Origin of the sequence: Pseudomonas solani, from assembly GCF_026072635.1 — a bacterium.
GTDB classification, from domain to species: domain Bacteria; phylum Pseudomonadota; class Gammaproteobacteria; order Pseudomonadales; family Pseudomonadaceae; genus Metapseudomonas; species Metapseudomonas solani.
Genome location: NZ_AP023081.1, coordinates 464,016 through 490,025, shown reverse-complemented (window position 1 = coordinate 490,025; position 26,010 = coordinate 464,016). Strand labels below are relative to the sequence as shown.

The 26,010-nt window shown below is 61.1% G+C and carries 24 protein-coding genes and 1 pseudogene; 12 read left to right on the top strand and 13 right to left on the bottom strand.

The window, feature by feature from the left end; all coding sequences use genetic code 11:
* Nucleotides 1-35: 35 nt before the first annotated feature.
* The gene (locus PSm6_RS02245) at nt 36-476 is read right to left on the bottom strand and encodes a DUF2846 domain-containing protein (protein ID WP_043245145.1); all 441 of its coding nucleotides are present in this window, start codon (nt 474-476) and stop codon (nt 36-38) included.
* Between the two features lie 277 nt (nt 477-753).
* On the opposite strand from PSm6_RS02245, the gene PSm6_RS02240 reads away from it, so the two are divergent.
* From PSm6_RS02240 to PSm6_RS02230, 3 genes are read left to right on the top strand one after another with little or no spacing between them, the layout of a single operon-like run.
* Nucleotides 754-1,107 carry a hypothetical protein gene (locus tag PSm6_RS02240; protein WP_236207675.1) on the top strand — a complete coding sequence of 118 codons (354 nt, stop codon included), beginning with the start codon at nt 754-756 and terminating at the stop codon, nt 1,105-1,107.
* 43 nt (nt 1,108-1,150) lie between these two features.
* Nucleotides 1,151-1,744 (top strand): RDD family protein, encoded by a 594-nt coding sequence (locus PSm6_RS02235; RefSeq protein ID WP_265169424.1) that lies wholly within the window; start codon nt 1,151-1,153, stop codon nt 1,742-1,744.
* A gap of 3 nt (nt 1,745-1,747) precedes the next feature.
* The gene (locus PSm6_RS02230; RefSeq protein ID WP_021222064.1) at nt 1,748-2,125 is read left to right on the top strand and encodes a VOC family protein; all 378 of its coding nucleotides are present in this window, start codon (nt 1,748-1,750) and stop codon (nt 2,123-2,125) included.
* A gap of 14 nt (nt 2,126-2,139) precedes the next feature.
* Here the strand turns inward: PSm6_RS02230 and PSm6_RS02225 are convergent, their stop codons facing one another.
* A complete protein-coding gene (locus PSm6_RS02225) occupies nt 2,140-2,772 on the bottom strand; it encodes a hypothetical protein (RefSeq protein WP_021222063.1) in 633 nt (210 codons plus the stop codon).
* A gap of 363 nt (nt 2,773-3,135) precedes the next feature.
* Here PSm6_RS02225 and PSm6_RS02220 point away from each other — a divergent pair, with 363 nt between their 5' ends.
* The 5 genes from PSm6_RS02220 to PSm6_RS02200 all read left to right on the top strand — a co-directional run bounded on the left by PSm6_RS02220 (nt 3,136) and on the right by PSm6_RS02200 (nt 8,013).
* Nucleotides 3,136-4,194 carry a radical SAM protein gene (locus PSm6_RS02220; RefSeq protein ID WP_169708489.1) on the top strand — a complete coding sequence of 353 codons (1,059 nt, stop codon included), beginning with the start codon at nt 3,136-3,138 and terminating at the stop codon, nt 4,192-4,194.
* The gene (locus PSm6_RS02215; RefSeq protein ID WP_169708488.1) at nt 4,184-5,218 is read left to right on the top strand and encodes a hypothetical protein; all 1,035 of its coding nucleotides are present in this window, start codon (nt 4,184-4,186) and stop codon (nt 5,216-5,218) included. Before PSm6_RS02220 ends, PSm6_RS02215 begins: the two co-directional genes overlap by 11 nt.
* The gene (locus tag PSm6_RS02210; protein ID WP_021222061.1) at nt 5,219-5,701 is read left to right on the top strand and encodes a hypothetical protein; all 483 of its coding nucleotides are present in this window, start codon (nt 5,219-5,221) and stop codon (nt 5,699-5,701) included. It begins immediately after the preceding gene.
* A 71-nt stretch (nt 5,702-5,772) separates the two neighbouring features.
* Nucleotides 5,773-7,518, top strand: a complete 1,746-nt coding sequence (locus PSm6_RS02205) for an ATP-binding cassette domain-containing protein (RefSeq protein WP_021222060.1) — start codon at nt 5,773-5,775, stop codon at nt 7,516-7,518.
* 39 nt (nt 7,519-7,557) lie between these two features.
* Nucleotides 7,558-8,013 carry a hypothetical protein gene (locus tag PSm6_RS02200; protein WP_021222059.1) on the top strand — a complete coding sequence of 152 codons (456 nt, stop codon included), beginning with the start codon at nt 7,558-7,560 and terminating at the stop codon, nt 8,011-8,013.
* Between the two features lie 134 nt (nt 8,014-8,147).
* Here PSm6_RS02200 and PSm6_RS02195 read toward each other — a convergent pair.
* From PSm6_RS02195 to PSm6_RS02175, 5 genes and pseudogenes are all read right to left on the bottom strand, one after another.
* Nucleotides 8,148-8,869: pseudogene (locus PSm6_RS02195) on the bottom strand (anti-sigma factor).
* Nucleotides 8,866-9,414, bottom strand: coding sequence for a sigma-70 family RNA polymerase sigma factor (locus PSm6_RS02190; protein ID WP_265169422.1), 549 nt, complete (start codon nt 9,412-9,414; stop codon nt 8,866-8,868). The pseudogene PSm6_RS02195 and the gene PSm6_RS02190 overlap by 4 nt, the downstream one beginning before the upstream one ends.
* A gap of 89 nt (nt 9,415-9,503) precedes the next feature.
* Nucleotides 9,504-10,034, bottom strand: a complete 531-nt coding sequence (locus tag PSm6_RS02185; RefSeq protein ID WP_021222056.1) for a DUF3455 domain-containing protein — start codon at nt 10,032-10,034, stop codon at nt 9,504-9,506.
* 169 nt (nt 10,035-10,203) lie between these two features.
* Nucleotides 10,204-11,904, bottom strand: a complete 1,701-nt coding sequence (locus tag PSm6_RS02180) for a sulfate adenylyltransferase (protein ID WP_265169421.1) — start codon at nt 11,902-11,904, stop codon at nt 10,204-10,206.
* 273 nt (nt 11,905-12,177) lie between these two features.
* Nucleotides 12,178-12,507, bottom strand: coding sequence for a hypothetical protein (locus PSm6_RS02175; protein ID WP_371877010.1), 330 nt, complete (start codon nt 12,505-12,507; stop codon nt 12,178-12,180).
* Between the two features lie 261 nt (nt 12,508-12,768).
* Here PSm6_RS02175 and PSm6_RS02170 point away from each other — a divergent pair, with 261 nt between their 5' ends.
* Nucleotides 12,769-13,173 (top strand): hypothetical protein, encoded by a 405-nt coding sequence (locus PSm6_RS02170; protein ID WP_021222052.1) that lies wholly within the window; start codon nt 12,769-12,771, stop codon nt 13,171-13,173.
* 42 nt (nt 13,174-13,215) lie between these two features.
* On the opposite strand, the gene PSm6_RS02165 is transcribed toward PSm6_RS02170, so the two are convergent.
* The 5 genes from PSm6_RS02165 to PSm6_RS02145 all read right to left on the bottom strand — a co-directional run bounded on the left by PSm6_RS02165 (nt 13,216) and on the right by PSm6_RS02145 (nt 21,126).
* Entirely contained in the window at nt 13,216-13,722 is a 507-nt protein-coding gene (locus tag PSm6_RS02165; protein WP_265169418.1) for a BRO-N domain-containing protein, read from the bottom strand.
* Between the two features lie 337 nt (nt 13,723-14,059).
* The gene (locus tag PSm6_RS02160) at nt 14,060-14,593 is read right to left on the bottom strand and encodes an REP-associated tyrosine transposase (protein WP_021222050.1); all 534 of its coding nucleotides are present in this window, start codon (nt 14,591-14,593) and stop codon (nt 14,060-14,062) included.
* Between the two features lie 78 nt (nt 14,594-14,671).
* Nucleotides 14,672-16,447, bottom strand: a complete 1,776-nt coding sequence (locus tag PSm6_RS02155) for an ATP-dependent nuclease (RefSeq protein ID WP_081672376.1) — start codon at nt 16,445-16,447, stop codon at nt 14,672-14,674.
* Nucleotides 16,448-16,558: 111 nt separating this feature from the next.
* A complete protein-coding gene (locus tag PSm6_RS02150; RefSeq protein ID WP_021222048.1) occupies nt 16,559-17,815 on the bottom strand; it encodes a ribonucleotide-diphosphate reductase subunit beta in 1,257 nt (418 codons plus the stop codon).
* Between the two features lie 422 nt (nt 17,816-18,237).
* Nucleotides 18,238-21,126, bottom strand: a complete 2,889-nt coding sequence (locus PSm6_RS02145) for a ribonucleoside-diphosphate reductase subunit alpha (RefSeq protein WP_043245178.1) — start codon at nt 21,124-21,126, stop codon at nt 18,238-18,240.
* 715 nt (nt 21,127-21,841) lie between these two features.
* Here PSm6_RS02145 and PSm6_RS02140 point away from each other — a divergent pair.
* From PSm6_RS02140 to PSm6_RS02130, 3 genes are all read left to right on the top strand, one after another.
* Entirely contained in the window at nt 21,842-22,567 is a 726-nt protein-coding gene (locus tag PSm6_RS02140; RefSeq protein ID WP_021218407.1) for a response regulator, read from the top strand.
* 63 nt (nt 22,568-22,630) lie between these two features.
* Nucleotides 22,631-23,167 (top strand): GNAT family N-acetyltransferase, encoded by a 537-nt coding sequence (locus tag PSm6_RS02135; protein ID WP_265169412.1) that lies wholly within the window; start codon nt 22,631-22,633, stop codon nt 23,165-23,167.
* The gene (locus PSm6_RS02130; protein WP_021218409.1) at nt 23,164-24,783 is read left to right on the top strand and encodes an ATP-binding protein; all 1,620 of its coding nucleotides are present in this window, start codon (nt 23,164-23,166) and stop codon (nt 24,781-24,783) included. Before PSm6_RS02135 ends, PSm6_RS02130 begins: the two co-directional genes overlap by 4 nt.
* 290 nt (nt 24,784-25,073) lie before the next feature.
* Here the strand turns inward: PSm6_RS02130 and PSm6_RS02125 are convergent, their stop codons facing one another.
* On the bottom strand, nt 25,074-25,793 hold the full coding sequence (locus PSm6_RS02125) for a 4'-phosphopantetheinyl transferase family protein (protein WP_265169411.1): 720 nt from the start codon (nt 25,791-25,793) through the stop codon (nt 25,074-25,076).
* Nucleotides 25,794-26,010 lie beyond the last annotated feature (217 nt).

Sequence of the window (26,010 nt, the reverse complement as noted above, 5' to 3'; positions counted from 1 at the left end):
GGGATGGAGCCCATTGCGGGCTCCATCGAGGGGCATCAACGCGCGAGCTTGGTCTCGGCGACGGCCTTCTGGCCTTCGGCTTCGGAGACTTCGCTCAGGGTGGCGCCACCCGCGAACACGCCGATCCGGATGGATTGGCGCACGTAGTGGTTCTTGCCGGCTTGGGCGTTCAGATTGAGGGTGTTGTCGCCGAATTCCGACTCGGTCGCCAGCACGTGCTGGCCCGGGGTGATCAGGCGATAGAAGTAGGTGTTGGGCGCAGTTTCGCCGATCACCTTGTCATCGATCTTCACGGTCTTCTTCAGCGCGCCGCCGAGAGAGGTGTCACGGAAGATATAGACCGCTGCCTGATCTTGCTGCGGCGCTGGGAAGGCCTTGAGGGCGGCGTCTTTCTCGGGGGATTCCATCGGTACCGACGCACAGCCGGAAAGCAGCGCAACGGCCAGCGCTGCGGTACACATCATGATTCTGGTCATGGATTACTCGTTCCTGAGTGGAGGTTTCGTGCGGTGATATCAATTCGCCGCCGCGCTACTTTATCGAGGCGCAGGAAGAGTGCAAGGGTGAGTGGTAATCGGTCTCATATGAAGTTGCAGGGTGCAGCGAAATGCGATCGTAGTGGGCGTGAACGCAGAGGTGTTGGGCCTCGCTGCGCTCGGCGCCAACCTACGGTGCAGCGCTGATTGACGGCCCAAGTTCCCACGCCGCAGAATCCGCCACCACCCCATCAGTCACAAGGAAGAGACGTTGCCCATGCGCACCCCCTCCAAACTCATTCTCGGCCTCGCTTTCTCGCTCTTCTGTCTCTCCGCCCACGCGGCCTGCGACCTGGACCTGAACGGCAAGTGGAAGGTCGTCCAGACCAGCATCGGCGCCGACGGCCCGCGCAAGGTCGAAGACATGCCCCACGAATACGGCTTCAAGGACGGCAATATCCATGTCCTGATGGGCTTTATCGATGTGACCAAGACCTATTCCTGCAACGGCAAGTCCTTCACCATCAACAAGCTCGAGCCCGCCACCATGGACGTCGTCTCCAGCGCACCCGGCAAGATGACCTGGGTGGAGCAGGGCGGGAAGCTGTACCTCTATCTCGAACGCATCTGACGCGGGCCCAATGGATTGAACAGCTGATTTCAAGGAGGAAGTCATGGAAGCAACCGAAGCGCGGCTTCGCGAAACCTACAGCGGACGGCGGACCGAGATCCTGATCGACCTGCTGGCCGAGGGCGGCCTGACCGAGGTGGCCGAGCGGGTCGTTCGCGAGGTGCTTATCGAGCGCGAATCGAGCCTGGGCGAACGCGTGGTGCCGCAACAGGCCCAGGTATCCCCTGCGGTTCGGCGCGAGCAGCTCGACCAGCAACTTGCCCCGCTCTGGGCACGCTTCGTGGCCTCGCAGATCGACTTCTGGGGCGCGCTGCTGGTGCTGGGCCTGATCAGCTTTGCCATCGATTTCGTGTTCTTCCGGCCGGCCACCAGCCCGGACATTTTCGGCAAGGTCTGCATGCTGCTGCTGTTCGCCTACCTGCTGTTCAAGGACGGGTTCAACGGGCAGGGAGTCGGCAAGCGCCTGCTGAAGATCCGCGTCGTCGACAGCGAGACCGGTGCCCCCTGCGAATTGCACAAATCCTGCCTGCGCGGGCTGGTGGGCCTGCTGGGCATTTTCGACGTGATCTTCATCTTCGGGCAGCGCCGCCAGCGTCTTGGCGACCATGCAGCGAGGACTCTTGTGGTCAGGGCGTGATCCATGCCCGAGCCCCGCATCCTCTCGATCCTCCTGCACGTCGGTGACTGGCGTGCAGCCACCGACTGGTACCAGCGCGCCTTTCCCGAGGCGAAGCGCGTGTCGCCATCGACGGATGACTACGGGCACCTGGAGATGGGCGGCGTGGTGCTGGAGATCGTCAACGCCGACGACAAGGTCGCCAGCGGCGCGGCGGGCACCGTCGTCTACTGGGCGGTGGCTGATCTGGATGCCGAAGTGCTGCGCCTCTTGCAGCTTGGCGCCTCGTTGTATCGAGGGCCGCTGGCGCTGGAAGACGGCGACCGCATCTGCCAGGTGCGCGACCCTTGGGGCAATTGCATCGGGTTGCGGCAGCGGGGCTGTATTCGCGGCTCTCACTAAGCCGCGCCGTTACGTCACGTACGAGGGCCCAGGTCGGTAATCGGCTTGAGGCCGGGAATGTCCCTGTCGTCATCCTCCACCCCCATCGCGAAGCCCCATTGGCCGGCTTGCCGCAACGTCAGCCCGTATGGGGTCGTCTGATTTGCCGAGAAGGCGCCAGGAGGCGTCAGCAGCCTGCTCGCGGAGCGACCTATCCATTTGCCTCGGATTCGTTCATCGGCGAAGCAGATGTCCGGTACGTCCTCACTCTCCTTCAGGTTTCGTTCGAGGTGGCCGTGCGAGCGGTTGATTCTTGGCACAACCCGCAGCATCAGCACGTAGGCGTAACCCAGCTGGCCAGCGAGGTTCCTGCTCAGCGCATGGTCGTAGTCGACCTTCCAGGAGCAGGGGGCGAAAACCAGGCCGGCTGTGCGGCGGTATCCCCTATAGTCCGGCCTCACGTACAGCAGTGACAGCACCCCTTTCTGCACCACGAAGGCATTCTCGGTATGGATACGGCCTATCTGGTAGGCGGTACCACCCAGTTTCTTCGCGATGAGTTCAATGGACTTGCCCGCGATGGGGATGGCCTGGATTTGCAGGCCCTGCACGCGTTGACCCACGTATCGCCAGGTACCTCTTCCGATGATCTTGTCTAGGTTCAGCATTCGTTTGTCACTTTGAATACAGGGGTTGGTTTGGAGAAAATTCGTAGATATGAAGGTGGATAATCCTACGCGTTACTTAGAGTAAGCAATGGGGTTTTCGGCGCTGTCTTGCGATATTTATAGATCAGAAGAAAAAAGTAGTCAGTAAGTCCTCTAAGTGGATGATGAATGATTTCTTATGATTCATGAATGGTTCCTTTTAATATGTAGGCTGTTTCCTTTGTTGCGGATTTTACGTTAGGTAAGCCACATTCCAGACTTATTCTTGTTTTTTCAAGTGCCATTTAACTGCTTTTCCCTTGAATCGACATCGGCTCCAGAGATGACAATGATTGTCATTCATTGTTTGTTTGGAGGCTCGATATGGATCAGCCATGGGTTCCGGAAGGCTACTGGGATGTTGTTCCGCATACGCTGACGGTGATAACGACATACAAGTGCAATGCTCAATGTCGGGATTGCTGTTTCGAGTGCAGTCCGACGCTATCTGCAAAATTATCTTTCGAAGAAATAACCAGTTTCATTGATCAAGCGTGGCAGGTGTTTCCTGGTTTGCGTCTCGTTGTGTTCAGTGGTGGGGAGCCACTTCTGCTGGGAGAGGAATTGTTTGCCTCCGTGGATCACGTTCAGCGATTGGGGCTGCTTAGTCGCTGCGTAACAAATGGGTATTGGGGGAAGACCCACTCTTCGGCAACGAGAGTGGCAAGAAGATTGTCTGCTTCGGGGCTGAATGAGATCAACCTTAGTACTGGTGTCGATCATGCCGAGTGGGTCCCCGTAGCCTCGGTTATCAATGCCGCTAAGGCCGTGGCGGAGAATGGAATATTTTGCGTAATTACCATTGAGCAAGATTCAGACAAGAGCGAAGTGGTTAGCCAAGTAAAAGCTGATGAAGGGTTAAAGCCATTTATTGAGGCAGGGCTTGTGAAGTTGCAGGTAAACAGCTGGATGCCATTTCATGCAGACAGCGCAATGAGAAAAACATTCTCCAATCGAGAGGATATGCTTCTTCAGGGCTGTGATCAGGTTTTAGAGAACTGCGTGATAACTCCTAATAAGGAGATTTCAGGTTGTTGCGGGCTTACGTTTGAGCACATTCCCGAAATGAAGCTAGGACGCTTCAGCAAGCACGCACTTGAGGTGGGGTATTTTTCTCAAGTACAGGATTTCTTGAAAATATGGATAAAGGTTGATGGCCCTTATCGCATATTAAAAACACTCAGCGCGTCGGTAGGTATCAGTTCGTTGGAGCACATCGTTCATCCTTGTCAAGCCTGTGCGCTGCTTCATCAGGATGAGCGTTTGCGTGAGGCCATAAAATCTGAGTATGGAAACCACATGGGGCGCGTGCTTCGTGCTTTTTATTCTCAGAGTTTGATTCAGTGCGACAGCCACAGGGAGGTGACAGCCAATGCGTCGTAGAGATTTCATGAAGGGTGCAGCATTGGGAAGTGTTGCTCTCACCCTTCCAGAAGTTAAAGCCAGTAATCGTTTGTATGGCACTCCAGGCTCGATAATCGCCAGAGATTCGGGCGGCGACAATAGATTGCGATTGCTTATGTCCAGAGGGGAAGTGCCTCTCGGTGTCTGGGAGGATGTAGTGGATTTCACCCGTCTCTGGTCCGCAGTGAGCAAGGATGCAGCGCTGGCCAGCGAGTTCTACTCGAGCCGAAGTGCGCTCCTTGAACGAATGGGCATATCGGAGCAACTGATCGCCCCTCGCTCCGTTGAGGAGCAGTTGCTGCTGGCCAGCCAGGATCCAATTGTTCGCGCAGCCAGTAAGGACGGGGACTATCCCCGCTACCTCGGCAGGCTCAATGAAATGGGGATTTTTGCTGCGTCCTCCAAGATTCGCCAGCGAGTGAACGACCTGCTGGAGTCCGATCCTGAAGACCTGAAAGGGCTTCTGACCCGATCGGTGCCTGAGCAGATGCTGGAGAGTGAATATGCCAGTGATCTTCAGAAGCTGAAGGCGATCCTTACCCCAGAAGATGGAAGTAGCTCGTTGCAGCGGCGATCCCTTGATGCACCTGTGGCCCGTGCCGCCGTGGGAGCCGTTGCCATCGCTGTGGTTGCAGTCGGCGTTGCGACGTACGTGGTAGCAGCTGTCAACGTTGCGATCGGGGTGAACCTTGCGGTTCAGCTCAGTGTTGTCGTCAACGTTGCTGTTCGCACTGGTGGGGGTGGGGGCAGTAGCTGTGGTGGAGGATGCCATGGTGTTCAGCCCGGGCAGATGCTTGATGTGGATAGCGCTGCCGTGCGCTTAGCACAGGCGAGTGGCAATAGCAGGCTGTTATCGCAGGGCTTGCGTAGGCAGGTCAGGAAAGAAGTGATCGCCTGCGCCTATGCGGCACATGAACTTGGAGTGATCAGTTTGCCCAGGGTCGGGAGGAAGCAAGCTCTCGATCTTTTATGTGGCATCACCTATCGAATGGCAGGTATCTGAATGGACGTGGTAACGGTTTCTCTCAGTTTCAAATCAATGCTGTTGAACAGCCTGCTGATCGCAGTATTGCCAGTGGCGGTGATGCTCGGTGCAGATCTATTGATCAGCAAGAGCATCAGCTTGAAGAGTGTTCTGGTGGGGGGCGTTCTCTACTCGTTGCTGCAGGGGTACCTGGTCTTCCAGGCGGGGGGCAAGGTGTATGTGAATGAAGGAGCACTTCATGTGCGGTCGGGGTTCTACAGCGCTTCGTGGCCAGTCGAGGGGCTCAGGGTTCTACCGGCAAACAAGGAGGCGTTGGAGAGCAGTGTTCGGCTGAATGGCATCGCGACTTATGGCTTTCGCGCGGGCTGGTTCAGGCTTGAAGGGCGCAAGGTTTTCTTCCTGACCACAGGCGAACGGAAGGCCTGCATACAGCAAAAGGGCGCTGCGGTCCTCTGCGTGGACAGCGATGTCGCCGCCTCCTTGAAAGCACTTGCTTCCTGACTGCCCACGGAAGCGACGCCTATCAGTCCTGAGCTGAGGGCGTCGCTTGTTGGCAAGAGACTCTAATACCCATGCTTGACGCTTCTATCACCCGCGCGCTCTCTTCGCGTTACTGGAAAATCGCTCTTGTGCTGGCCTTGGTAACGCTGGCGAAGCTCACGTCGATAGCGGTGCCGCTGTTGCTTGGCCATATCGTCGACGGCCTGGCTTCGGGCAACGGAACGTCTGCACAAAGCGTCCCTTTGCTGCTCCTGGCTTTTTGTATTGCAGGGGGCGTTCAGGTGGTTGTCATGCCGATCCAATCGCTTCATCTTTCCCGGCTGGTTCAGGAATGCGTTTGCGAAAGCTCGTTGCACTGGGCGCGTTGTGTCATGGGGAAGGAGTTCGAAGCCTTCTCGGCAATGCGCCTAGGCAACTTGATCAGCACCGTCGACCGCGGTGTAAATGCCCATGAGCGTCTGCTGTCCTTCATCCTGCTCTCTGGCCTTCCCCTGGCGGTGGAAACACTGATCGTCAGCGTCGTACTGCTGGTCTACGGAGGCGCCTGGGTGTTTCTTTCCGTACTGGTTGGCGCCGCCGGGTACCTGTACCTGAACCATCGGATCATCCGTTGGCGGCGTGTTCACATCGACGCGTTGAACGACCAGGAAGACGAGGTCGCATCGACCTTCGCCCAGACCTTCGGTGTCGCCAAGGCCATCAAGTGCGAGGGAGTACCAGAGTCGGCTTTCGCGTCGCTGGATGCGGCATACCGGGGCTATGCAACCGCTGCGACCCGCATTGGTTTTTCGGCGTCCTTGCTGGGGGCTGCCAAAGCGCTTTTCATCTGCCTGTCCACAGCGGGCATTCTGTTCTTCGGTTTCGTGGACCAACGCTCAAGTGAGCCGTACATGTCGATTGGCGAGATGGTGGCGATGTTCACCCTCGCTATCGCCTTCTTCAACAGCGTGGCCTCGATGGCAGAGGCTCAGCGTTTCACGGATCAGTTCGCATCCGATCAGCAGCGCTTCCAGGAGGTGTTGGGCCTGAGTGACTTCACGGCTGTTGCGGCCTCGATTGAAGACAGCCCCGATACGGATCGCCTGGTTCTGGAGCCATTGCGGGTGCTTCGAGCGGGGGCCCGCCTGCTGCAACTGACGGAGCCCCTTTCGCTGGCGAGTGATGAAAGCGTTGCCATCATCGGCAGCAGCGGTGCGGGCAAGACGACCTTGCTCGAGGTACTGGCCGGCATCGTGCGCGAGTCACGGAGTTGTCTTCGCATCGGGGCAGGGCATCAGGGAGGGCCGGGTGCCGAACGGCAATTCTCATTGCTGCGCTACTGCCCGCAGTCGCCAGCCTTGTTGAGCGGGGAGTTGATGGAGGGCGTGCTCTTTGGCCAGCCGCACGATCAAACGCTACTCAGGGACTATTTGCGGCGGATGGGTTTGATGCGTCTCGCTGCCGAACTGGACGGATTCAAGGTGCAGAACCAGGGGACGAATCTGTCCGGGGGCGAGATGAAGCGTTTGTCATTGCTGCGTGTGCTCATGAGGCCCGGGGCTTTCAATCTGTTCGATGAGCCCACGGCTTCGCTGGATACCGTTTCAGCCCGGCAGGTATGGGATTTGTTGTTCGAGCGTTTCACGGGCATGGCATTGATTTGCGTGACACACGATATGCAGGCATTGCCCCGCTTCGACCGCGTTCTAGTCGTCGACGGTGGAGAAATCGTTGCTAGCGGAAGCTGGAGCGAGTTAGAGCAGGATGCGCGAGTTCAGGATGTACTTCAGCGAATGCAGGAATGCACGGTGCAGGCTGATGCTCACGCCGTTTCTTGAACTACTCTTCGCCGCTAGATTTCTCCTGGCGCAAGTTTCATGAGCACCCACCGATTCACCCTGGTCATGCCGGCCTCCGCCGACGCCACCTTCGAAGCCTTCCATAACCATCGTGTGCGGTTGCAGTGGGACACGCTGCTGTCGGTTGCGCATATGGAAACGGGTGACAGCCACCCCTCCATCGACGCGGTTTCCTTCAATCGGGGCAAAGGCTGGAAGCGCCTGTTGGCGATGCGTACCCGCTTCGTGAACTACCAGCCGGGCAAGGTGGCGGCAGCCATGCTGGTGGCGCCGACGGGGCTGTTCGAGTCGTGGGCGGCGTCGATGCGCCACCGCGATATCGAAGCGGGGCACTCCGAGCTCATCTACAGCTTCAGCCTGACGCTGCGGCCGCGTTGGCTGGGCGTGCTGCTCGACCCATTGGCCAACCGCCTGTTTGCCTGGGAGGCACGCAGGCGTTTTGCGGCGCTGGCGGTGTTCCTGGCGAGAAAGTAGGGGCGATTCACGCGGCTAGGGCACGACGGAGCAGCTGGAAGACAACGCATCTCTTGCTGGCGGCATCGGTGACGAAGGAGTTCACGAGTGCCGCCCGGGTCGTGAGCTGCTCATTTTACAGAGGGTTGAATCTGCTAGATGACCTTCACCGCCCGGCCAATGAATTGAACGGGCCCCATCGGCCGGCCCGTGGTGGAGCCCCCGGGTTTTCCAGGGTCAGCTCGAACAACTGGCTCGGCTCCAGCGGCGGCAATTGGTCGAGGGGGACGCTGAGTTGCGCGCCAGGCTTGACCAAGCCGAGGGATACCGGCGCTTGCCAGCCCTCCGCCTTGGTCCAGAACTGCAGCACTTTGTCGCCCGGAACCTCGCCATGCCCGAGGGGGATCAGTTGGACCCGGCGGCTGTCGCTGGCCTGCACCACCCAGCCGGGGGTCTGGTCGGTGGGGGCCACCAACACCACCATGTAGGTGATGCGCGGTGCGCTGGTGGTCAGCAGCATCGTCGCCAGCACCAGGCTTGCGGCCAGCCCGGCGCCCGCCAGGCCCCGCCATACGCCCAAGCGCCGATGCCAGGGGACGGCCACCTGCCGCGGTGCCTTGGCGTCGCCATCGAGTTGCGCGTCCAGGGTGCGGGATACCCGGCTCCACAGGCGTGGGCTGGGGGTTTTCGGCTCGACGGTCGCGGTCAGCTCCAGCAGACGGTTTTCCCAGGCAGCCACGGCTGAACGCAGATCGGCGTCGTGTTTGAGGCGCTCATGCACGGCATGCCATTGGCTGGCCGGCAGGCTGCCCAGTACATATTCCCCGGCGAGGGTGTCCAGGTCTTCGGGGCCGGTGCCATTGTGCTCGGTGTTCATCCCATGCACTCCCGCAGTGACGCCAGGCTGCGCTTGATCCACGCCTTGACCGTGCCTAGCGGCGCGCCGAGCAGGGCGGCGATTTCGGCATGCGTGCAGCCGTCGACGTAGGCATGCAGGATGCAGCGCCGCCGCGCCGGCTCCAGCTGCTCCAGGCATTGATGAATTCTGGCTGAACCGTGCGCCGCCAGGCTGTCGTCCACCTCCGCCACCTGCGCGTGCAGCACCGCCGCACCTGCATCATCCAGGGGCGCCTCCCGGGCACCATCGCGGATATGGTTCAGCGCCAGGTTCCGCGTGATGCTGTAGATCCAGCCGCGCGCGGAGCCACGCGCCGGGTCGAAGCTGGCAGCGCGCGTCCAGATACGGATGAAGGCATCGTGCACGATGTCTTCGGCCAGGGCGTCGTCCCGCACGATGCGCCGGGCCACGCCGAGCAGGCGCGCACCTTCCTGATCGTAGAGCGCCTGCAAGGCCGGCCGCTCACCTCGGGCGCAGGCGGCGAGGTGGCTCTGGTAATCGAAGGTGCTGGCAGGTTGATCCACTTTCTGCGCTCGAGGGTGCCCCGGCCCGCCTGGCCGGGGTGTGTCGTTGAGCGTAGCCGACGGCTCGCCTCGCGCCTGCCCGGGCGAGCTCAGTTGGCCCCCCAGAATAGGTAGTCGGCCTGGTACTTGACGACCTGCCGCTGCCCCTTGTTCTCGGCGGCGCAGGTATCGCTGGGCGCGACGCCACCCCGGGTCGCCAGGCGCTGCACGAAGCTGACGCCGCTCATGGCGCCCTTGCCCTCGGCGGGGTTGGCCTTGACCAACTGGTACGGGATATCGCCCGTGCCGGCCGGCGCGACGGCCACCTGCGTGCCGGTGATCTTCGACCCGTCACGGGCCTGCCAGGTGGCCGGCGGCCCGAAGTAGTCCCCTACCGGTTTTCCGGCCCGGTCATTGAGCACGGCCTTGGGGCCGACGAAGAACCACTCGGTCTGGCCTGGCGCACCTGCCTTGTCGCGGCATTCGTAGGTGATTTCGCCCACGCCGACGGTTTCGAGCAGGACCTTGTGGCCATCGGGCACCTTCACGGCGTCGGGCACGGCCGCCTGGGCATTGAGGCTTTGCAGGGCGAGGCACAGGACGAGGCCGCTGAGCAGGCCACTGGCAGGTTTTACGTTCATGGGGCGATCTCCTGATAGGTAATCGAAGAGGCAGATTCGGGCTGCCCATCTGTACTACCCGCCAGGAATCGTTATGGATGCAGGACTCGACAATTTTTTTCGAACGGAGGGGGACGTTGGCCCAAGGTCCCCACGGCAGCCATGGGCAGCGCTGCCGTGGGGTGTGGGTTCAGGCGTCGTCGGCGCCGCGATAGCGGGGGTAGGGCAGGCTGTTCCAGGTGCGGTTGGCCAGGCGGTTGGCGTCCACCGCCGCCGGGATGTCGTCGAGCAGCGCACGGGCGGCGCTCAGTTCCTGCTGCACTTCCGCCTGGCCCTGGTACATGAACTCATCGGAGGCGAGCTCCGGCGCCTGGCTGAATTTCTCGTCCAGGTCATCGAGCAGGCGCCGCTGCTGCCGGTGCAGGGCGTCGCGCGCGTCCTCCACCCAGGCCGGCTGCAGGCTGCGGTTGTGGTCCAGCAGGGCGGTGTACTCGCGGTAGACGCCGTCGTAGACATCGCCTGTGTGGGTGCGCGCCTGGTGGCAGGCCAGCTCCAGGTCGCGCACGGTGAGGGCGTCCGCTTCCAGGGGCTGCTGGCGCGGTGCGCCGCCCAGGCGGGTGAAGCGGGTGTAGAAGGGGAACAGGCTCTGGATCACCTTGGCCACGGGCAGGGTGCCTTCGCCGTCGTCCCCCAGCCCCTTGGGCTGGATGCCCTGCATGGCCGCCAGGGCCGACTCCGGGCGCACCACCTCCTTGGGCGGCACCAGGCCGTGGCGCAGCATCTCGCGGATGCCGGTGCCGGAAATGTTCAGCCGGTAGCGCTCGTCGTGGGGGCAGGTTTCGGTCGTGGCGTGGCTGGCGCAGCGCACGCAGTAGAACACCTCGTGGAACAGGCGCACCTCGATGCCCAGCTCGTCCGGGGTGAACTGGTCGAAGATGCTGTGGCTGGCGTACTTGTCGTAGTAGCTGCCGATCCCTGCGTGGTCGCGGCCGATCAGCGCGTGGGTGCAGCCGTAGTTCTTCATGATCAGGGCGTGCAGCACCGTTTCCCGGGGGCCGGCGAAGATGTAGGTGACCCGCAGCGGCGAGAGCATGGCGCGGTCCTTCGGGTAGTAGGTCTCCAGCACGTTGCGGTAGGCCTGCATGCGGTACTCGTGGCGCACGTATTCACGCTTGGCCATTTCCACCAGCGGTTGCAGCAGCAGGCCGTCGATGCCTTCCAGGGCGTTGCGGTGGATGTACTCGTGGCCGCGGTGCAGCGGGTTGGCGCCGGTGATGAAGCCGGCCACGGAGCGGAAGCCGCGTTCCTCGTAGAAGCGCTTCCAGGTGTCCCGGGGCTCCAGGCGCAACGATTCGAAGGGGCCCCAGTCGACCCGTTGCAGCAGCTGCAGCGGGCCGCCCAGGGCCACGTCGCCCATGCGCCGGTGGATGGCGTCCACGCCGGGGTGGTTGCGGTCGGTGGTGCCGAACAGCTGCCGGGCGCGTTCTTCCTTGTCGTAATCGAAGATGTCGTCGATGGCGAGGATGGCCACCGGCTCGTTGCGCTCGTCGATCAGGGCCACTTCATCGCCCACCGCCAGGGCGGCGATCACCTCGCGGTTGCGTTCGCCCACCGGCGCGAAGCTCAGCGGCACCGGCCACACCACGCCGTTGGCCAGCCGGCCACTGCCCAGCACCGACAGGTAGTCGGCCTGGTTCATGAAGCCCTTGTTGGGCGAGAGCACGCCGGTGGTGATCATCTCGATGGTGATCACCGCCTCCAGGTCGATGCGGATCGACGGCAATGCGCGGGAGCGCGCTATTTCTGCCCGTACCCGGTCGGCGGGCACCACCTGGTTGACCAGGGTTCCACCGTGGGGCTGCTGGGGGTAGCGATCGAAGGCGAGTTCCATGTTTCCTCCTGCTCGGCTCTGGCCCCGCTCGCTGGTCGCCTGACCGTCGAACGGGTCGCACTGTGCCGCCTTGTTATGGGTAGGACATGGCCGGTCACTGCGGCCGTCCGGCCTGCCTGTGGGCGCACCGGACTGGCTGAACGGTATTGGCGAGGGGCGGCGGCAGACAAGGTCGTTGCCCTGTGGGGAAATTCCGTAAGTTTCGAGCGGGGCGTCTGCCGGCCTGACGGTGTGCCTGGCCGGCAGCTGGTAGAGGGCGCTGAGCCCGGTCGATTACGGCGATGCCCCTTCGCAGTTGTCGAGCTCGTCCTGCGTCTTCAATTCCGTTGCGATCCCCAGGCGATACCGGCAGTAGTCGATCACCTCCTGCCGCTCCTGCGCGCTCAGCCGGCTGAGGGGCTTGCTGTCGGCATCGGTGGCGAAGGGGTTCACGAATGCCACCCGGAAGGAGGGCTGCTGCTTGATGAAGAAGACCAGGCGGTTGTCCTCGGCGAAGCGCGTCTTGTAGACGCCGGTGGTGAGCCAGGCAGCCAGAAGCGTGGCGGTCATCAGGCTGAGCGCGAGTATTTTCGGCCAACGCCGGGTCCTGTTTTCCACATGCATTCCTTGGCGATGAATCGGGGAGCGGGATAGTACGAAGCGGCGATGGGCACGTCATCAGCCGGGGCGCTGGGCAGGGGCGAAGGTGCCTCGGGCGCGTTGCGACTTAGGTCGTCATCCCTCTTGCCCCCGTCACCTTCCTTGGTACTGCCATCCCGCGAACTCCTTGACCCGCCGCACCCGGCATCCCGATTCTTCCGCCGGCAAGACGCGCCTTAAAACAATAACGATGCCCACTGCGGCAACGGAACAAGGAGTTCTGTGATGCTTGGTTACTACGCGCCATACAGCCGGGAATACCTCGCCACGCTGATGACCGTGACGACGCTGTTCTTCGCCCTGCCCATCTTCGTGGCCCCCATCGCCTGGGCCCGGCTCATGCGCTGGAGGATTCCGGAGCACCAGCACCTGGCGATCTACTTCGGCCGCTGCCTGGGGGCGTTCATCCTGATCATCGAGCTGGCCATGCTGCGTGCCGTCACCACGGGGACCGGCTACAGCTATGCGTTCGACCTGCTGTTCCTGGTGTTCACGCTGATGTTCGGGGTGCATGTGTATGGCGCGATCCGGCGCATCCAGCCGATCACCGAGACGCTGGAGATCGGCTTCTGGATGATCCTCTTCGGGCTCAATGTGCTGTTCTATCCGGCCACCGCCATCACGCTCTGAGGGGCGGTGGATGAGGGCTGGAGTCTCCAGCCCTCGGTCGTGCTAACCGATCACGTGGGGCGGCCGGGGCAGCAGTCGCGGGCAGTCCTCAAAGGGCAGCCAGACCACGTCCTGCCAATGCAGCACCTGCAACTCCTGCCCCATCCATTGCGCCACCGAGCGCACGGGCCAGTGGCCGACCTGGGGCTGTTCGGCGCGCAGGCAGGGGATCACCTGCTGGGTGATCCATTGGCGGATGCAGCGGTTTTCCGGGTGGTAGTAGTGGATGAGCGCGGCATAGGCGCCGGATTCGCTGACCAGCCATTCGCACTTGAAGTCGCCATGGCCGTTGCGTATCCAGGCGATCTGCATCTGGTCGTCATCCAGGTTGTGCGGCAGGCGCTCGGCCAGGGGCGGGTGGTTCATCAGCCGGGCCAGGTCGGTGACGGCGAACCAGGGTTGGTCTTCCAGCAGCACGGCACGCAGCAGGCGCTTGTGGCGGGTGAAGAGGGTGGGGATGAGGATTTCTTGATCGGGGTGTGGGACGTTGCAGTGTTGAGTGTTGGGCATATCAGGCATCTCTAGATATACCGCTGCTTTCGGGAGCAGTTGTGCCGCTAAGTGGTGCGTTCTTAAGCGCTGGGACGGGAGGCTATGGGCTACCACGGAAACTGGCAATGCAGTTACCGAGTGAGAAATGGCTGATCGGCCAGGCAGAAGCGTGAAGGTGGCGTAGGGTGGATGACGCTCTTTTCATCCACCAGACGAGGCCCGCCCCCGCCTCATTCTCCCCAGCGAATAGCGTCGTCTGCCAAGCCATCCCCGGCCCAGCCCATCGGGTCGATGTTGATTCACGCGTAGGGTGGATGACGCTCTTTTCATCCACCAGGCGAGGCCCATCCCACCCTCATTCTCCCCAGCGAATAGCGTCGTCCACCACGCCATCGCCGGCCCAATCCGCCGGGTAGAGGCCGTCCCGCACCGCCCGGTGAAAACTCGAATACGGCCAATCCCGCACCCGCCGCACATGGCCGTGTTTCACCGGGTTGATGTGGATGTAATCGAAGTGCCGTTGGTAATCGAGGTCGTCGCGGATCAGGTGTTCCCAATAGCGACGTTGCCAGATGCCGCGTTCGCCCCGGGTGCGTTGAGCCTCGGTGCGGGATTCGGTGTCGGCCAGGCGTTTGGAAAAGGCGAATTTGATCGAGCGCCAGCGCATGGCGAAGTCGTCGTCGCCCGGCGGCAGGGTCCAGAGGCAGTGCATGTGTTCGGGGAGCACGACCCAGGCATCGATATGGAAGGGGCGGCGGTGTTTGACCGCCTGTACCACGGTGCGCAACAGGTGGATTTCGCGGACCAGCAGGTCGCTGTGCCGGTTACGCAGGTTGACGGTGAAGAAGTAGGTGCCCCCGCGCATCCGGGCGCGACGGTAGTTGGACATGACCCTCCTTGAGCCATTGGTGTTGCGGGTGGAAGAGCTGGTGGATGAGAAGAGCGTCATCCACCCTACGCGCTAAAGTTATTCGTATTCAGCTGTTTCCAAGGACTCTATTTGAGTAAGAAAAATATCTATTTCTTCAAAAAGAATCGAAAAATTCGCAAAATAATCTTTTTTTATTGTGCTAATCCACTCGGAAAATCTCTTTTTGCAGGACTCGTCTATTGAGTATGCTAAGTAGTGATACTCGTTAGGGAGAAGCTTCTTGATTTCATTGGTTGTATTGATTTCTGACTGTATTCCCTGATGGGTTTTATATGTTTTTATCTCTGACAGCGTTAATATTTTTAGTGCAATGGCCTCATGTATCACTTCTTTCGGGAAGAGCTGTTCGATTGTAATGGGAATTCCATCAATAATATCTTTGGGCCATATTTCAGAGATTTCTTCGGGTATAGGGAGGCAGCTCGCAAGAAGATTGTCGTGATAGTATTGGTCTTCATGGCAATCTTCCAGTCGCGTCGCGTCTTTCAATCCCTTTCGCCCTGCAAAGTCGTTATCGAAAATACAGATCTCGGGAATTAAATTTCTTTTTATATGCACGCACGATTTGGTAAATGTGCTTAATTTGTCTACGCCGTCAGCGGATACTATCTCAAAAGGTATTTGCGCGCCTTTGTTAATTTTTGAATAAGCAGTTTCAAGTATTTTTTTATCTGTGATTCCTTCGACAAATATTCTAGGTTTTTTTAGGTTTTTTATCTTTAATTCGAGTTCGGAACTTATGAGCTTTTCTCTATTGAGCTCGTCGTATATTTCTCGCGCTCGCTCGCTTAACAAGGCTGCGAACCCGATTTCTTCGTCGGATAGTTCGCTATCTTCGATTCTCATAATCGCAGTGCTATATTTCGAACTAGTTCCATCCCATGACTCGGGCCTAACCAGCCATCTCCTACTGTTGAGAGTCTGCACGTCATAAAAAGCTGGAGAGTGCGTAGTTATAAAAATCTGGTTTTCTTTTGCGAAATCTCTCGAGAATTGCTCTGCTAACTCAAAAGCTTTCCCTATTTCTAATGAGTTCTCTGGTTCCTCATACCCCCAAATATTTATTTTTTCTGATCGAGTTCCGATGTGATTTAGAATAATGGGTATATGTCTGGTTTGTATGCCGTCGCCTCTCTTTTTAAGAGATATTTCGTTGCTGTAGTGATTGGTCGAAAAGTCTAGGGTTTTGAATAGCGTGCTGAAGTCTTCTGGGATTTGTATTTTGCTTTCGATTCCGAGAGCGCTAAATATTTCATTGCGCATTTCTTCGGTTGTACTATTTATCGTTGCAATAAGTGATTTTGAAGCGTCTCTTAGGCCAGTTCTTTCGTCTTCCAGTAAGGTGTCGTGAAGGGCGCTAAGATAGTGTTCAAAAATATCTTTGCTCTTTATGGCGGGGACATAGTGAAAGCTTATTTTGTTAGTAAATCTTCCGATAACAGTTTGAGGTATGTCTTTAGAGTATTCAACTGTTGGGGCTTGATCGTATCTGTTCCAAGTTTTCTTTATGAAGAATTTCTTTGGTAAGGACTTCCAATTAAGGAAGTTGTTGAAGGTGATTTTTATCCAGATTGTTCCTCTTCCTTTTTGTTCTCGGACCTCCTGCGCTCGGAGTTTTGAGAAATCCTCAAGAAAATCAAAATCTTCTTCGTGGCCTGTCTTATTGTTGAAGAATAGATTTATAGCTTTAAGGATGTTGCTCTTTCCTGAGTCATTTCTTCCTGTAAAAATATTTAACTCATCTATATCTTCAATTGTTTCTGTATAAATAGAGCGGAAGTAGTTTATTTCTATTTTTGCAATGGCTTTCATTTTTTATTCCAAAAAAAACCCCGCACAAGGCGGGGTTTTGTCTTTCTTCGCTACCCCGAAAATCCGTATCAGGTTGAAGCGTTTATGTGTTCCTAATGGTTCGACCCGGAATCAATCCCAGCTCAGCGCACCGCCGGTCTGGTACTCGATCACTCGAGTTTCGAAGAAGTTCTTCTCTTTCTTCAGATCCATGATCTCGCTCATCCAGGGGAACGGGTTGGTGGTGCCCGGGTATTCCTCTTTCAGGCCGATCTGGGTGAGGCGGCGGTTGGCGATGAACTTGAGGTAGTCCTCCATCATCGCGGCGTTCATGCCCAGTACGCCGCGCGGCATGGTGTCGCGTGCGTATTCGATTTCCAGTTGGGTGCCCTGGAGGATCATCTGGGTGGCTTCGTCCTTCATGGCGGCATCCCACAGGTGCGGGTTTTCGATCTTGATCTGGTTGATCACGTCGATGCCGAAGTTCAGGTGCATGGATTCGTCGCGCAGGATGTATTGGAACTGCTCGGCGGTGCCGGTCATCTTGTTGCGGCGGCCCATGGAGAGGATCTGGGTGAAGCCGCAGTAGAAGAAGATGCCTTCCAGTACGCAGTAGTAGGCGATGAGGTTGCGCAGGAACTGGCGGTCGGTCTCCGGGGTGCCGGTTTCGAACTTGGGATCGGAGATCGAACGGGTGTACTTGAGGCCCCAGGACGCCTTTTTAGCGACGCTCGGGATCTCGTGGTACATGTTGAAGATCTCGCCCTCGTCCATGCCCAGCGATTCGATGCAGTACTGGTAGGCGTGGGTGTGGATCGCTTCCTCGAAGGCCTGGCGCAGGATGTACTGGCGGCATTCGGGGTTGGTGATGAGGCGGTAGACGGCCAGCACCAGGTTGTTGGCAACCAGGGAGTCGGCGGTGGAGAAGAAGCCGAGGTTGCGCATGACGATGCGGCGCTCGTCTTCGCTGAGGCCGTCCTTGCTCTTCCACAGAGCGATGTCGGCGTTCATGTTCACTTCCTGCGGCATCCAGTGGTTGGCGCAACCATCCAGATACTTCTGCCAGGCCCAGTCGTACTTGAAGGGTACGAGCTGGTTGAGGTCGGCGCGGGCGTTGATCATTTGCTTGTCGCCGACCTGTACGCGCGCGGAGGCGCCTTCGAGGTCGTCCAGGCCTTCCTGGATGTCGAGGGCGTCGAGGGCCTTCTTGGCGCGGGCGACGGCGTCGGAGTCAGCGGCGGATACGGCGCGGGCTTCCTGTACGGAGCCGGCGGCCTCGTCATCGAGCTTGTCGGCGCCGGCAGCGGCTGCGGCGTTGGTCGCGGCGTTGGGTTGGGCGGCGGCGGGTGCGGCGGCGTCTTCTTTGTCGAATTCGTCCCAGCTGAGCATCTGTCCTCTCTCCTGGTTGGTTCGGCCGTTCTCTGCCGGCCTGGGTAAATGGTGCGTGGGTGGGTGCACGCTGAAGCTTTTACTGCCGAACTGCTTGTCCGCCGGGGCCTGGTCACGGGCGTCTGTGTCAGCGCTGCCCGATGGATGCCGCGTTCGCGGTTGACGGTGTTCGGTCTTGCTGCGCGGCCTGAGCCTGCGCGTGTGGCTTCTCTCTATAAGGGAGCGGCCATGAAAATTCGGGTGGTGCTGTTACTGCTTGAGCCTCTCTCCCCGAAGGGAGAGGGCTACTGCGATCGAGCGTGAAGCTGAGCGAGTGAGCGCTAGGCGCCGGGTTGCTCTGGCCCCGGAGCGTACGACCGTACGTGAGGAGCCGGAGCGGCCCGGCAACAACGCGGGCGCCGCTCAGATTCGCGCGTTACCTGTCACTGGCAGGCTTCGCAGTCGGGGTTGTCGATGGAGCACGCTTGCGGCACCGGAGCCGGTACCGGCGCGGCGGCGGGCGCTGCGCTGAAGCCTTCATCGCTACCGGAGGACACTGCGTTGAGCTTGCCGGTGTTGATGGTGGACTTCTCGGTGCTGGTGGCAGCCAGGGCACGGAGGTAGTAGGTGGTTTTCAGGCCACGGTACCAAGCCATGCGGTAGGTGACGTCCAGCTTCTTGCCCGAGGCGCCGGCGATGTAGAGGTTCAGGGACTGGGCCTGGTCGATCCACTTCTGGCGACGGCTGGCGGCGTCGACGATCCACTTGGTTTCCACTTCGAACGCGGTGGCGTACAGGTCCTTGAGGTCCTGCGGGATGCGTTCGATCTGCTGTACGGAGCCGTCGTAGTACTTCAGGTCGTTGACCATGACCGGGTCCCACAGGCCGCGGGCTTTCAGGTCGCGAACCAGGTAGGGGTTGATCACGGTGAATTCGCCGGAGAGGTTCGATTTCACGTACAGGTTCTGGTAGGTCGGTTCGATCGACTGCGATACGCCGGTGATGTTGGCGATGGTGGCGGTCGGTGCGATGGCCATGATGTTGGAGTTGCGGATGCCTTTCTGTACGCGAGCACGTACCGGGGCCCAGTCCAGGGACTCGGTCAGGTCGACGTCGATGTACTTCTGGCCACGGGCCTCGATGAGGATCTGCTGGGAGTCCAGCGGCAGGATGCCCTTGCTCCACAGCGAGCCGTCGAAGGTCTCGTAGGAACCGCGCTCGTCGGCCAGGTCGCACGACGCCTGGATGGCGTAGTAGCTGATGGCTTCCATGGACTTGTCGGCGAAGTCGATGGCGGCGTCGGAACCGTAGGGGATGTGCTGCAGGTACAGCGCGTCCTGGAAGCCCATGATGCCGAGGCCAACCGGGCGGTGCTTGAGGTTGGAGTTGCGAGCCTGCGGGACCGAGTAGTAGTTGATGTCGATAACGTTATCGAGCATGCGTACGGCGGTCTTGACGGTCTTGGCGAGCTTGGCGGTGTCCAGCTTGCCGTCGACGATGTGGTTCACCAGGTTCACGGAACCCAGGTTGCACACGGCGATTTCGTCTTTGTTGGTGTTGAGGGTGATCTCGGTGCACAGGTTGGAGCTGTGGACCACGCCCACGTGCTGCTGCGGGCTGCGCAGGTTGCACGGGTCCTTGAAGGTCAGCCACGGGTGGCCGGTTTCGAAGAGCATGGAGAGCATCTTGCGCCAGAGGTCCTTGGCGGCGATGGTCTTGTGCAGCTTGATCTTGCCGTAGCCGGCCATGGCTTCGTAGTACTCGTAGCGCTCTTCGAAGGCCTTGCCGGTCAGGTCGTGCAGGTCGGGCACGTCGGACGGGGAGAACAGGGTCCAGGGGCCGTCGTCGAATACGCGCTTCATGAACAGGTCCGGAATCCAGTTCGCGGTGTTCATGTCGTGGGTGCGGCGGCGGTCGTCACCGGTGTTCTTGCGCAGCTCGATGAACTCTTCGATGTCCATGTGCCAGGTTTCGAGGTACGCGCAGACGGCGCCCTTGCGCTTGCCACCCTGGTTCACGGCAACGGCGGTGTCGTTGACCACTTTCAGGAAGGGCACGACGCCCTGGGATTTGCCGTTGGTGCCCTTGATGTAGGAGCCCAGCGCGCGGACCGGGGTCCAGTCGTTGCCGAGGCCGCCAGCGAATTTGGACAGCATGGCGTTGTCGTGGATGGCGCTGTAGATGCCCGAGAGGTCATCCGGCACGGTGGTCAGGTAGCAGCTGGAGAGCTGCGGACGCAGGGTACCGGCGTTGAACAGGGTCGGGGTCGAGCTCATGTAGTCGAAGGACGACAGCAGGTTGTAGAACTCGATGGCGCGGTCTTCACGATCCTTCTTCTCTTCGATGGCCAGGCCCATGGCCACGCGCATGAAGAAGATCTGCGGCAGTTCGAAGCGGATGCCGTCCTTGTGGATGAAGTAGCGGTCGTACAGGGTCTGCAGGCCCAGGTAGGTGAACTGCTGGTCACGCTCGTGGTTCAGCGCGCGGCCCAGTTTCTCCAGGTCGTAGGTTTTCAGTTGCGGGTCGAGCAGCTCGAACTCGGCACCTTTCTCGACGTAGGCCGGCAGGGCCTTGGCGTAGAGCTCGGCCATCTCGTGGTGGGTGGCGCTCTCGGCCACGCCGAGGAAGCCCAGGCCTTCGGCACGCAGGGTGTCCATCAGCAGGCGGGCGGTGACGTAGGAGTAGTTCGGCTCGCGCTCTACCAGGGTGCGGGCAGTCATCACCAGGGCGGTGTTGACGTCTTTCTCGGCCACGCCGTCGTAGAGGTTCTTCAGGGTTTCGCGCTGGATCAGGTCGCCATCGACTTCGGCCAGGCCTTCGCAGGCTTCGCTGATGATGGTGTTGAGGCGGCCCAGGTCGAGCGGAACGACGCTGCCGTCGGCGCGGGTCACGCGGATGCTCGGGTGCGGCTGGGCGATGTCGGCGGCGCCGCTCTTGCGGGCCTGGGCGCGGGATTCGCGGTACAGGACGTAGTCACGGGCGACTTTCTGCTCGCCGGCGCGCATCAGGCTCAGTTCAACCTGGTCCTGGATTTCTTCGATGTGGATGGTGCCGCCCGAGGGCATGCGACGCTTGAAGGTGGCGGTGACCTGTTCGGTCAGGCGCGCGACGGTTTCATGGATACGCGAAGAGGCAGCGGCAGTACCGCCTTCCACGGCGAGGAACGCCTTGGTGATGGCAACGGTGATCTTGTCATCGGTGTAGGCGACGACGGTACCGTTGCGTTTGATCACGCGCAGCTGGCCAGGCGCAGTGGCGGCCAGATCCTGGTTGGAATCGGCTGCCTGAGGCGCGTTGGCCTGCGGGTTCTCGCGAGTGGTTTCGGTCTGCATGGGGGTCTCCATGTTCTCTATTTGTTGAGTCGGGTGCGTGAGCACCCGTCATTCCGTTTTACAAACGCCGGTGGCTCGGCCGGGGCCGGGCTGCTGGCGCTTACTACAAGGCAGGAAGGGCAAGGGACACTGAAGCCTCCCTGGCACTACAAGTCTAAGGTCGCTGTGTTAAGCCTCAGCGACAAACACAATACCTAGTGGTGCTGCCCCTTGGGAGATACACCGTTCTACCGGTTCCAGTCACTTCGTTCGTGTCCTGGGTCGGCACTGCCGGTTGGGGCCGGGCAGCGGGTTGGACTCCTAAAGGATCACGGGGTTCGAAGCCTGTGAAAAAGGCATTTCGTGCTTGATTCTGATTGTGTCCCGTGATCTAGCAAAACCCAATATGTAGGGGTCTCGCGTGATGGGGGTACAAGATAATGCGCTATTGGGGGTATTGCAAGGCGATGGGTATTGAACAAGCTGTGGATAACTTGTGGGTGAAGTGTGGGTGAAGCGGGGAGGGATTGCGGTAGCCCTTGTGGAGCCTGGGATACACCGTTCGTCGCGGCTGCGACACTCTGGAACGGGCTGTTTCGAGGATGTCGGGCCGTGCGCAAGCTAACACAATATCTAGTGTTTTGTAGGGTTTTTGGCATGCACTGTGCAGAACGGCCGGCGTTGCTACAATGCCGGCCGGTTTCACGGCCTTGATGCAGTTCATTAGGAGTACGTGGTGGAGCAAGAATCCTGGCGCATCCTCATCGTCGAGGACGACCAACGACTGGCCGAGCTGACCCGCGAGTACCTCGAGGGCAACGGCCTGCGGGTGGCCATCGAGTCCGACGGCGGCCAGGCGGTGGCGCGCATCCTCAAGGAGCAGCCGGACCTGGTGGTGCTCGACCTGATGCTGCCCGGCGAGGATGGCCTGTCCATCTGCCGCAAGGTGCGCGGGCGCTACGACGGCCCCATCCTCATGCTCACCGCGCGGACCGATGACATGGACCAGGTGCTCGGCCTGGAGATGGGCGCGGACGATTACGTGTGCAAACCGGTGCGCCCGCGCGTGCTGCTGGCGCGCATCCGTGCGCTGTTGCGGCGCAGCGAGGGCGGCCTGTCGGAGGCGGTGGAAGAGAACGTGCGGCGCCTGGAGTTCGGCCCGCTGGTGATCGACAACGCCATGCGCGAGGCCTGGCTCAACGAGCGCAGCATCGAGCTGACCAGCGCCGAGTTCGACCTGCTCTGGCTGCTGGCGGCCAATGCCGGGCGCATCCTCTCCCGCGAGGAGATCTTCAACGCCCTGCGCGGCATCGAGTACGACGGCCAGGACCGCTCCATCGATGTGCGCATCTCGCGCATCCGCCCGAAGATCGGCGACGACCCCATGCACCCGCGCCTGATCAAGACGGTGCGCAGCAAGGGCTATCTTTTTGTCAGGGAGGCGGCCGAAGGCCTGCTTTGAGCCTTATATAAGGAGGCGCCGCCCGCAACGAACCGGTCGCCGCACCGCCAACCCGAGAGCCGCATGTTCCCCACCCTCGAAACCCCACGCTTCCGCCTGCGGGAAATCACCCTGGCCGACACCCGCGCCATCTTCGCCGGGCTGTCCCACCCGCAGGTGATCCGCTACTACGGCGTGTCCTACGCCACGCTGGAGGCCACCCGGGTGCAGATGGACTGGTACCGCTCGCTGCTGCGCGAGCGCACCGGCATCTGGTGGGGCATCTGCACGCCCAATAATCCCGCGCACCTGATAGGCGCCTGCGGCTACCACGAATGGGACCATGGCCACCGTTGCGCCGAGCTGGGGTATTGGCTGCTGCCGGAGTACTGGGGCGGCGGGGTGATGCGCGAATGCCTGGAGGCGGTGATCGCCCATGCCTTCGTCGCCATGCGCCTGCACCGCATCGAAGCGGTGGTGGACCTGGAGAACCCGGCCAGCAGCGGCCTGTTGCGCCGGCTCGGCTTCACCCATGAGGGTGTGCGCCGCGAGTGCGAATACAAGGATGGTCGCTACCTCAGCCTCGATTGCTTCGGCCTGCTGGCGGGGGAGGGGCGGTGAACTCGATCTTCCTGCGCATCTACGGCGGCCTGCTGGTGACGCTGGTGCTGGTGGCGCTGCTGGGCGTGCTCACCTTCCACCAGGTCAACGAGGTGCGCGCCGACCAGTATCGCGAAAGCCTGGCGCGCGGCACCTTCCGCCTGATGTCCGACAACCTCGAACCCATGACCGCCATCGAGCGGCGCCGCGCCCTGGTGCTGTGGAGCCGGCTGATGGGCATCCCCCTGGCGCTGCAGGACCTGGACGAAGACCGCCTCGACAGCGGCGTGCGCAACCGGGTGTTGCGCAAGCAGGTGCTGGTGGAACAGACCGGCCCCCACGCCGCCAAGGTCTACAGCCTGGTGAGCGAGCAGGAGCATCTGGTGCTCACCGGCGAGGTGCAGCAGATCAGTGAGCAACTGGCCCGCGCCACCGTTTACCTGCTGATCGACGAGTTGGTGCGCTTCCCGGTGCGCGAACAGCCCCAGCGCCTCGCCGCGCTCAAGGAGGGCAAGGAGTTCGGCTTCGACCTGCACCTGGTGACCCTCAAGGACGCCGACCTCGATGAAGACCAGCGTCGCCGGGTGGATGAAGGCGACACGGTGATGGCCCTGGGCAAGGGCGGTGATTCGGTGCGCATCTTCGCCGGCATCGTCGACACGCCCTGGGTGCTGGAGATCGGCCCGCTGTACCTGATGAACCCCTACCCGCCGGAGCTGCTGGTGCTGATCGGCCTGCTCGGCCTGAGCTTCATCGGCCTGACCATCTACCTGCTGGTGCGCCAGTTGGAGCGCCGCCTGCTGGGCCTGGAAAGCGCCGCCTCGCGTATCGCCCACGGCAAGCTGGATGCCCGCGTGCCGGCCAAGGGCGCCGACTCGGTGGGGCGCCTGGCGGCGGCCTTCAACGGCATGGCCGAGCAGTTGCAGCAATTGCTCTCGGTGCAGCGTGAGCTGGTGCGGGCGGTTTCCCATGAGCTGCGCACACCGGTGGCGCGCCTGCGCTTCGGCCTGGAGATGATCGCCGACGCCGAGACCGAAACCGCCCGGCGCAAGTACATGGAGGGCATGGACGGCGATATCCAGGAGCTGGACAAGCTGGTGGACGAGATGCTGACCTACGCCCGCCTGGAGCAGGGCACCCCGGCGCTGAACTTCCAGCGCGTGGACCTGGATGCGCTGTTCGACCAGGTGATCGCCGAACTCGCGCCGCTGCGTGTCGCCGTGCGTGTCGAGCGTGGCCAGTGCCTGACCGCCAGCGGCGAAGGTGCCTGGGTCGAGGCGGAGCCGCGCTACCTGCACCGCGCCCTGCAGAACCTGGTTAGCAATGCCATGCGCCACGCCGAATCGCGGGTGCGGCTGAGCTACCAGATCGGCCACAAGCGCTGCCGCATCGATGTCGAGGACGATGGCCCCGGTGTGCCGGAAAGCCATTGGGAGCGCATCTTCACCCCCTTCCTGCGCCTCGACGACAGCCGCACCCGCGCCTCCGGCGGCCACGGCCTGGGGCTGTCCATCGTGCGGCGGATCATCTACTGGCACGCCGGCCGCGCCCAGATCGGCCGCAGCGATGGCCTCGGCGGCGCGCGCTTCAGCCTGGTCTGGCCCCGCCGCCAGGGCGATGGGGACTTGCCGCCGTAACGTGCCCCGGCCTGCGGTCGTGCCCGGGCTTTTGTGGGAGCGGTTTCAACCGCGAAAAGGCCGATCGCGAATGAATTCCCACGTAGGTTGGGCTGAGGTACGAAGCCCAACATTGCGAGGCTGACGGACGCGCGTGCCGTTGGGCCTCGCTGCGCTCGGCGCCAACCTACGGGTGTTCAACACGTAGGATGGGTAGAGGTACGAAACCCATCGCTTCGGAGGTGATGGGTTTCGCGGAGCTCGCGGAACGCCGCCCGCCCCATCCTACGTCGAGACCTGATCCAGACGGCTCAGCGCACCGCCACCAGGCTCAGCAGCCGGTCGTCGTACAGCTGGAAATGCCCCTCCAGCTCACAGCCCGTCATCCATTCGCCAGCCAGGTCGATCAGCAGCCGCAGTCGCGCGGTTTGTGTGGTGCCGTCCACCGACAGCAGCTCGGCATCGTGGAAGTAGAAGCGCTTGCCCACCAGCGGGTAGAGCGCCTTGAACAGGCTTTCCTTGAGGGAGAAGGTCAGGGTCACGCGCTCGGCTTGTGCTTCGGCGGGGAGCAGGGCGAGGCGTTGCAGCTCGGCGGGGGTGAGGATTTCTTCGGCCAGGCGCAGGGCGCGTTCAGGTTCCAGGCGCTGTTCCATGTCCAGGCCCAGGCCACGCCAGTCCCCCTTGCGTGCCACCAGGGCCATCGCCCAGCCGGCGCCGTGGGTGATGGAGCCGCTGACGCCCACCGGCCAGATCGGCGCGCGGTCCTCGCCGGTTGCCGGAACCTCGCCCCGCCCGGTAAGGGCCAGCAACGCCGCCCGGGCACAGAGGCGGCCCGCCAGGTACTCGCCACGGCGCTTGGCCACCGAGCGCTGGATAGTGGCGGGCGCGACGATGGCGCAGCGGGCGAAATCCTGCTCGGCCAGCTGCGTCGGGTCGAAGCGGCAGGCGCGCAGGGCGATGCCGGGCAGCGGCGTGGCGAAGGGCCAGGCGGATTCCAGGGGGGTACAGAAGGCGGGGAGGGCGGGCGTCATGGGCGCATTCTGCCGTGCCGGCCCGATGGGAGCCAGCGTCTGCGCCGGTTACATATGTTTGCAATCGGGTTACCAAAGCTAAACGGATGCCTCGCGGGCTATTTGCCAGACTAGCGCTGCGTTTCTTCTGGAACGCAGGTGAGGTTGTAGCTTGGAGTCCTGGCCACTGGTCGACTCCGGGCGTTTTCTCTGAATCGAGAACGGGAGCCCTTTTGGG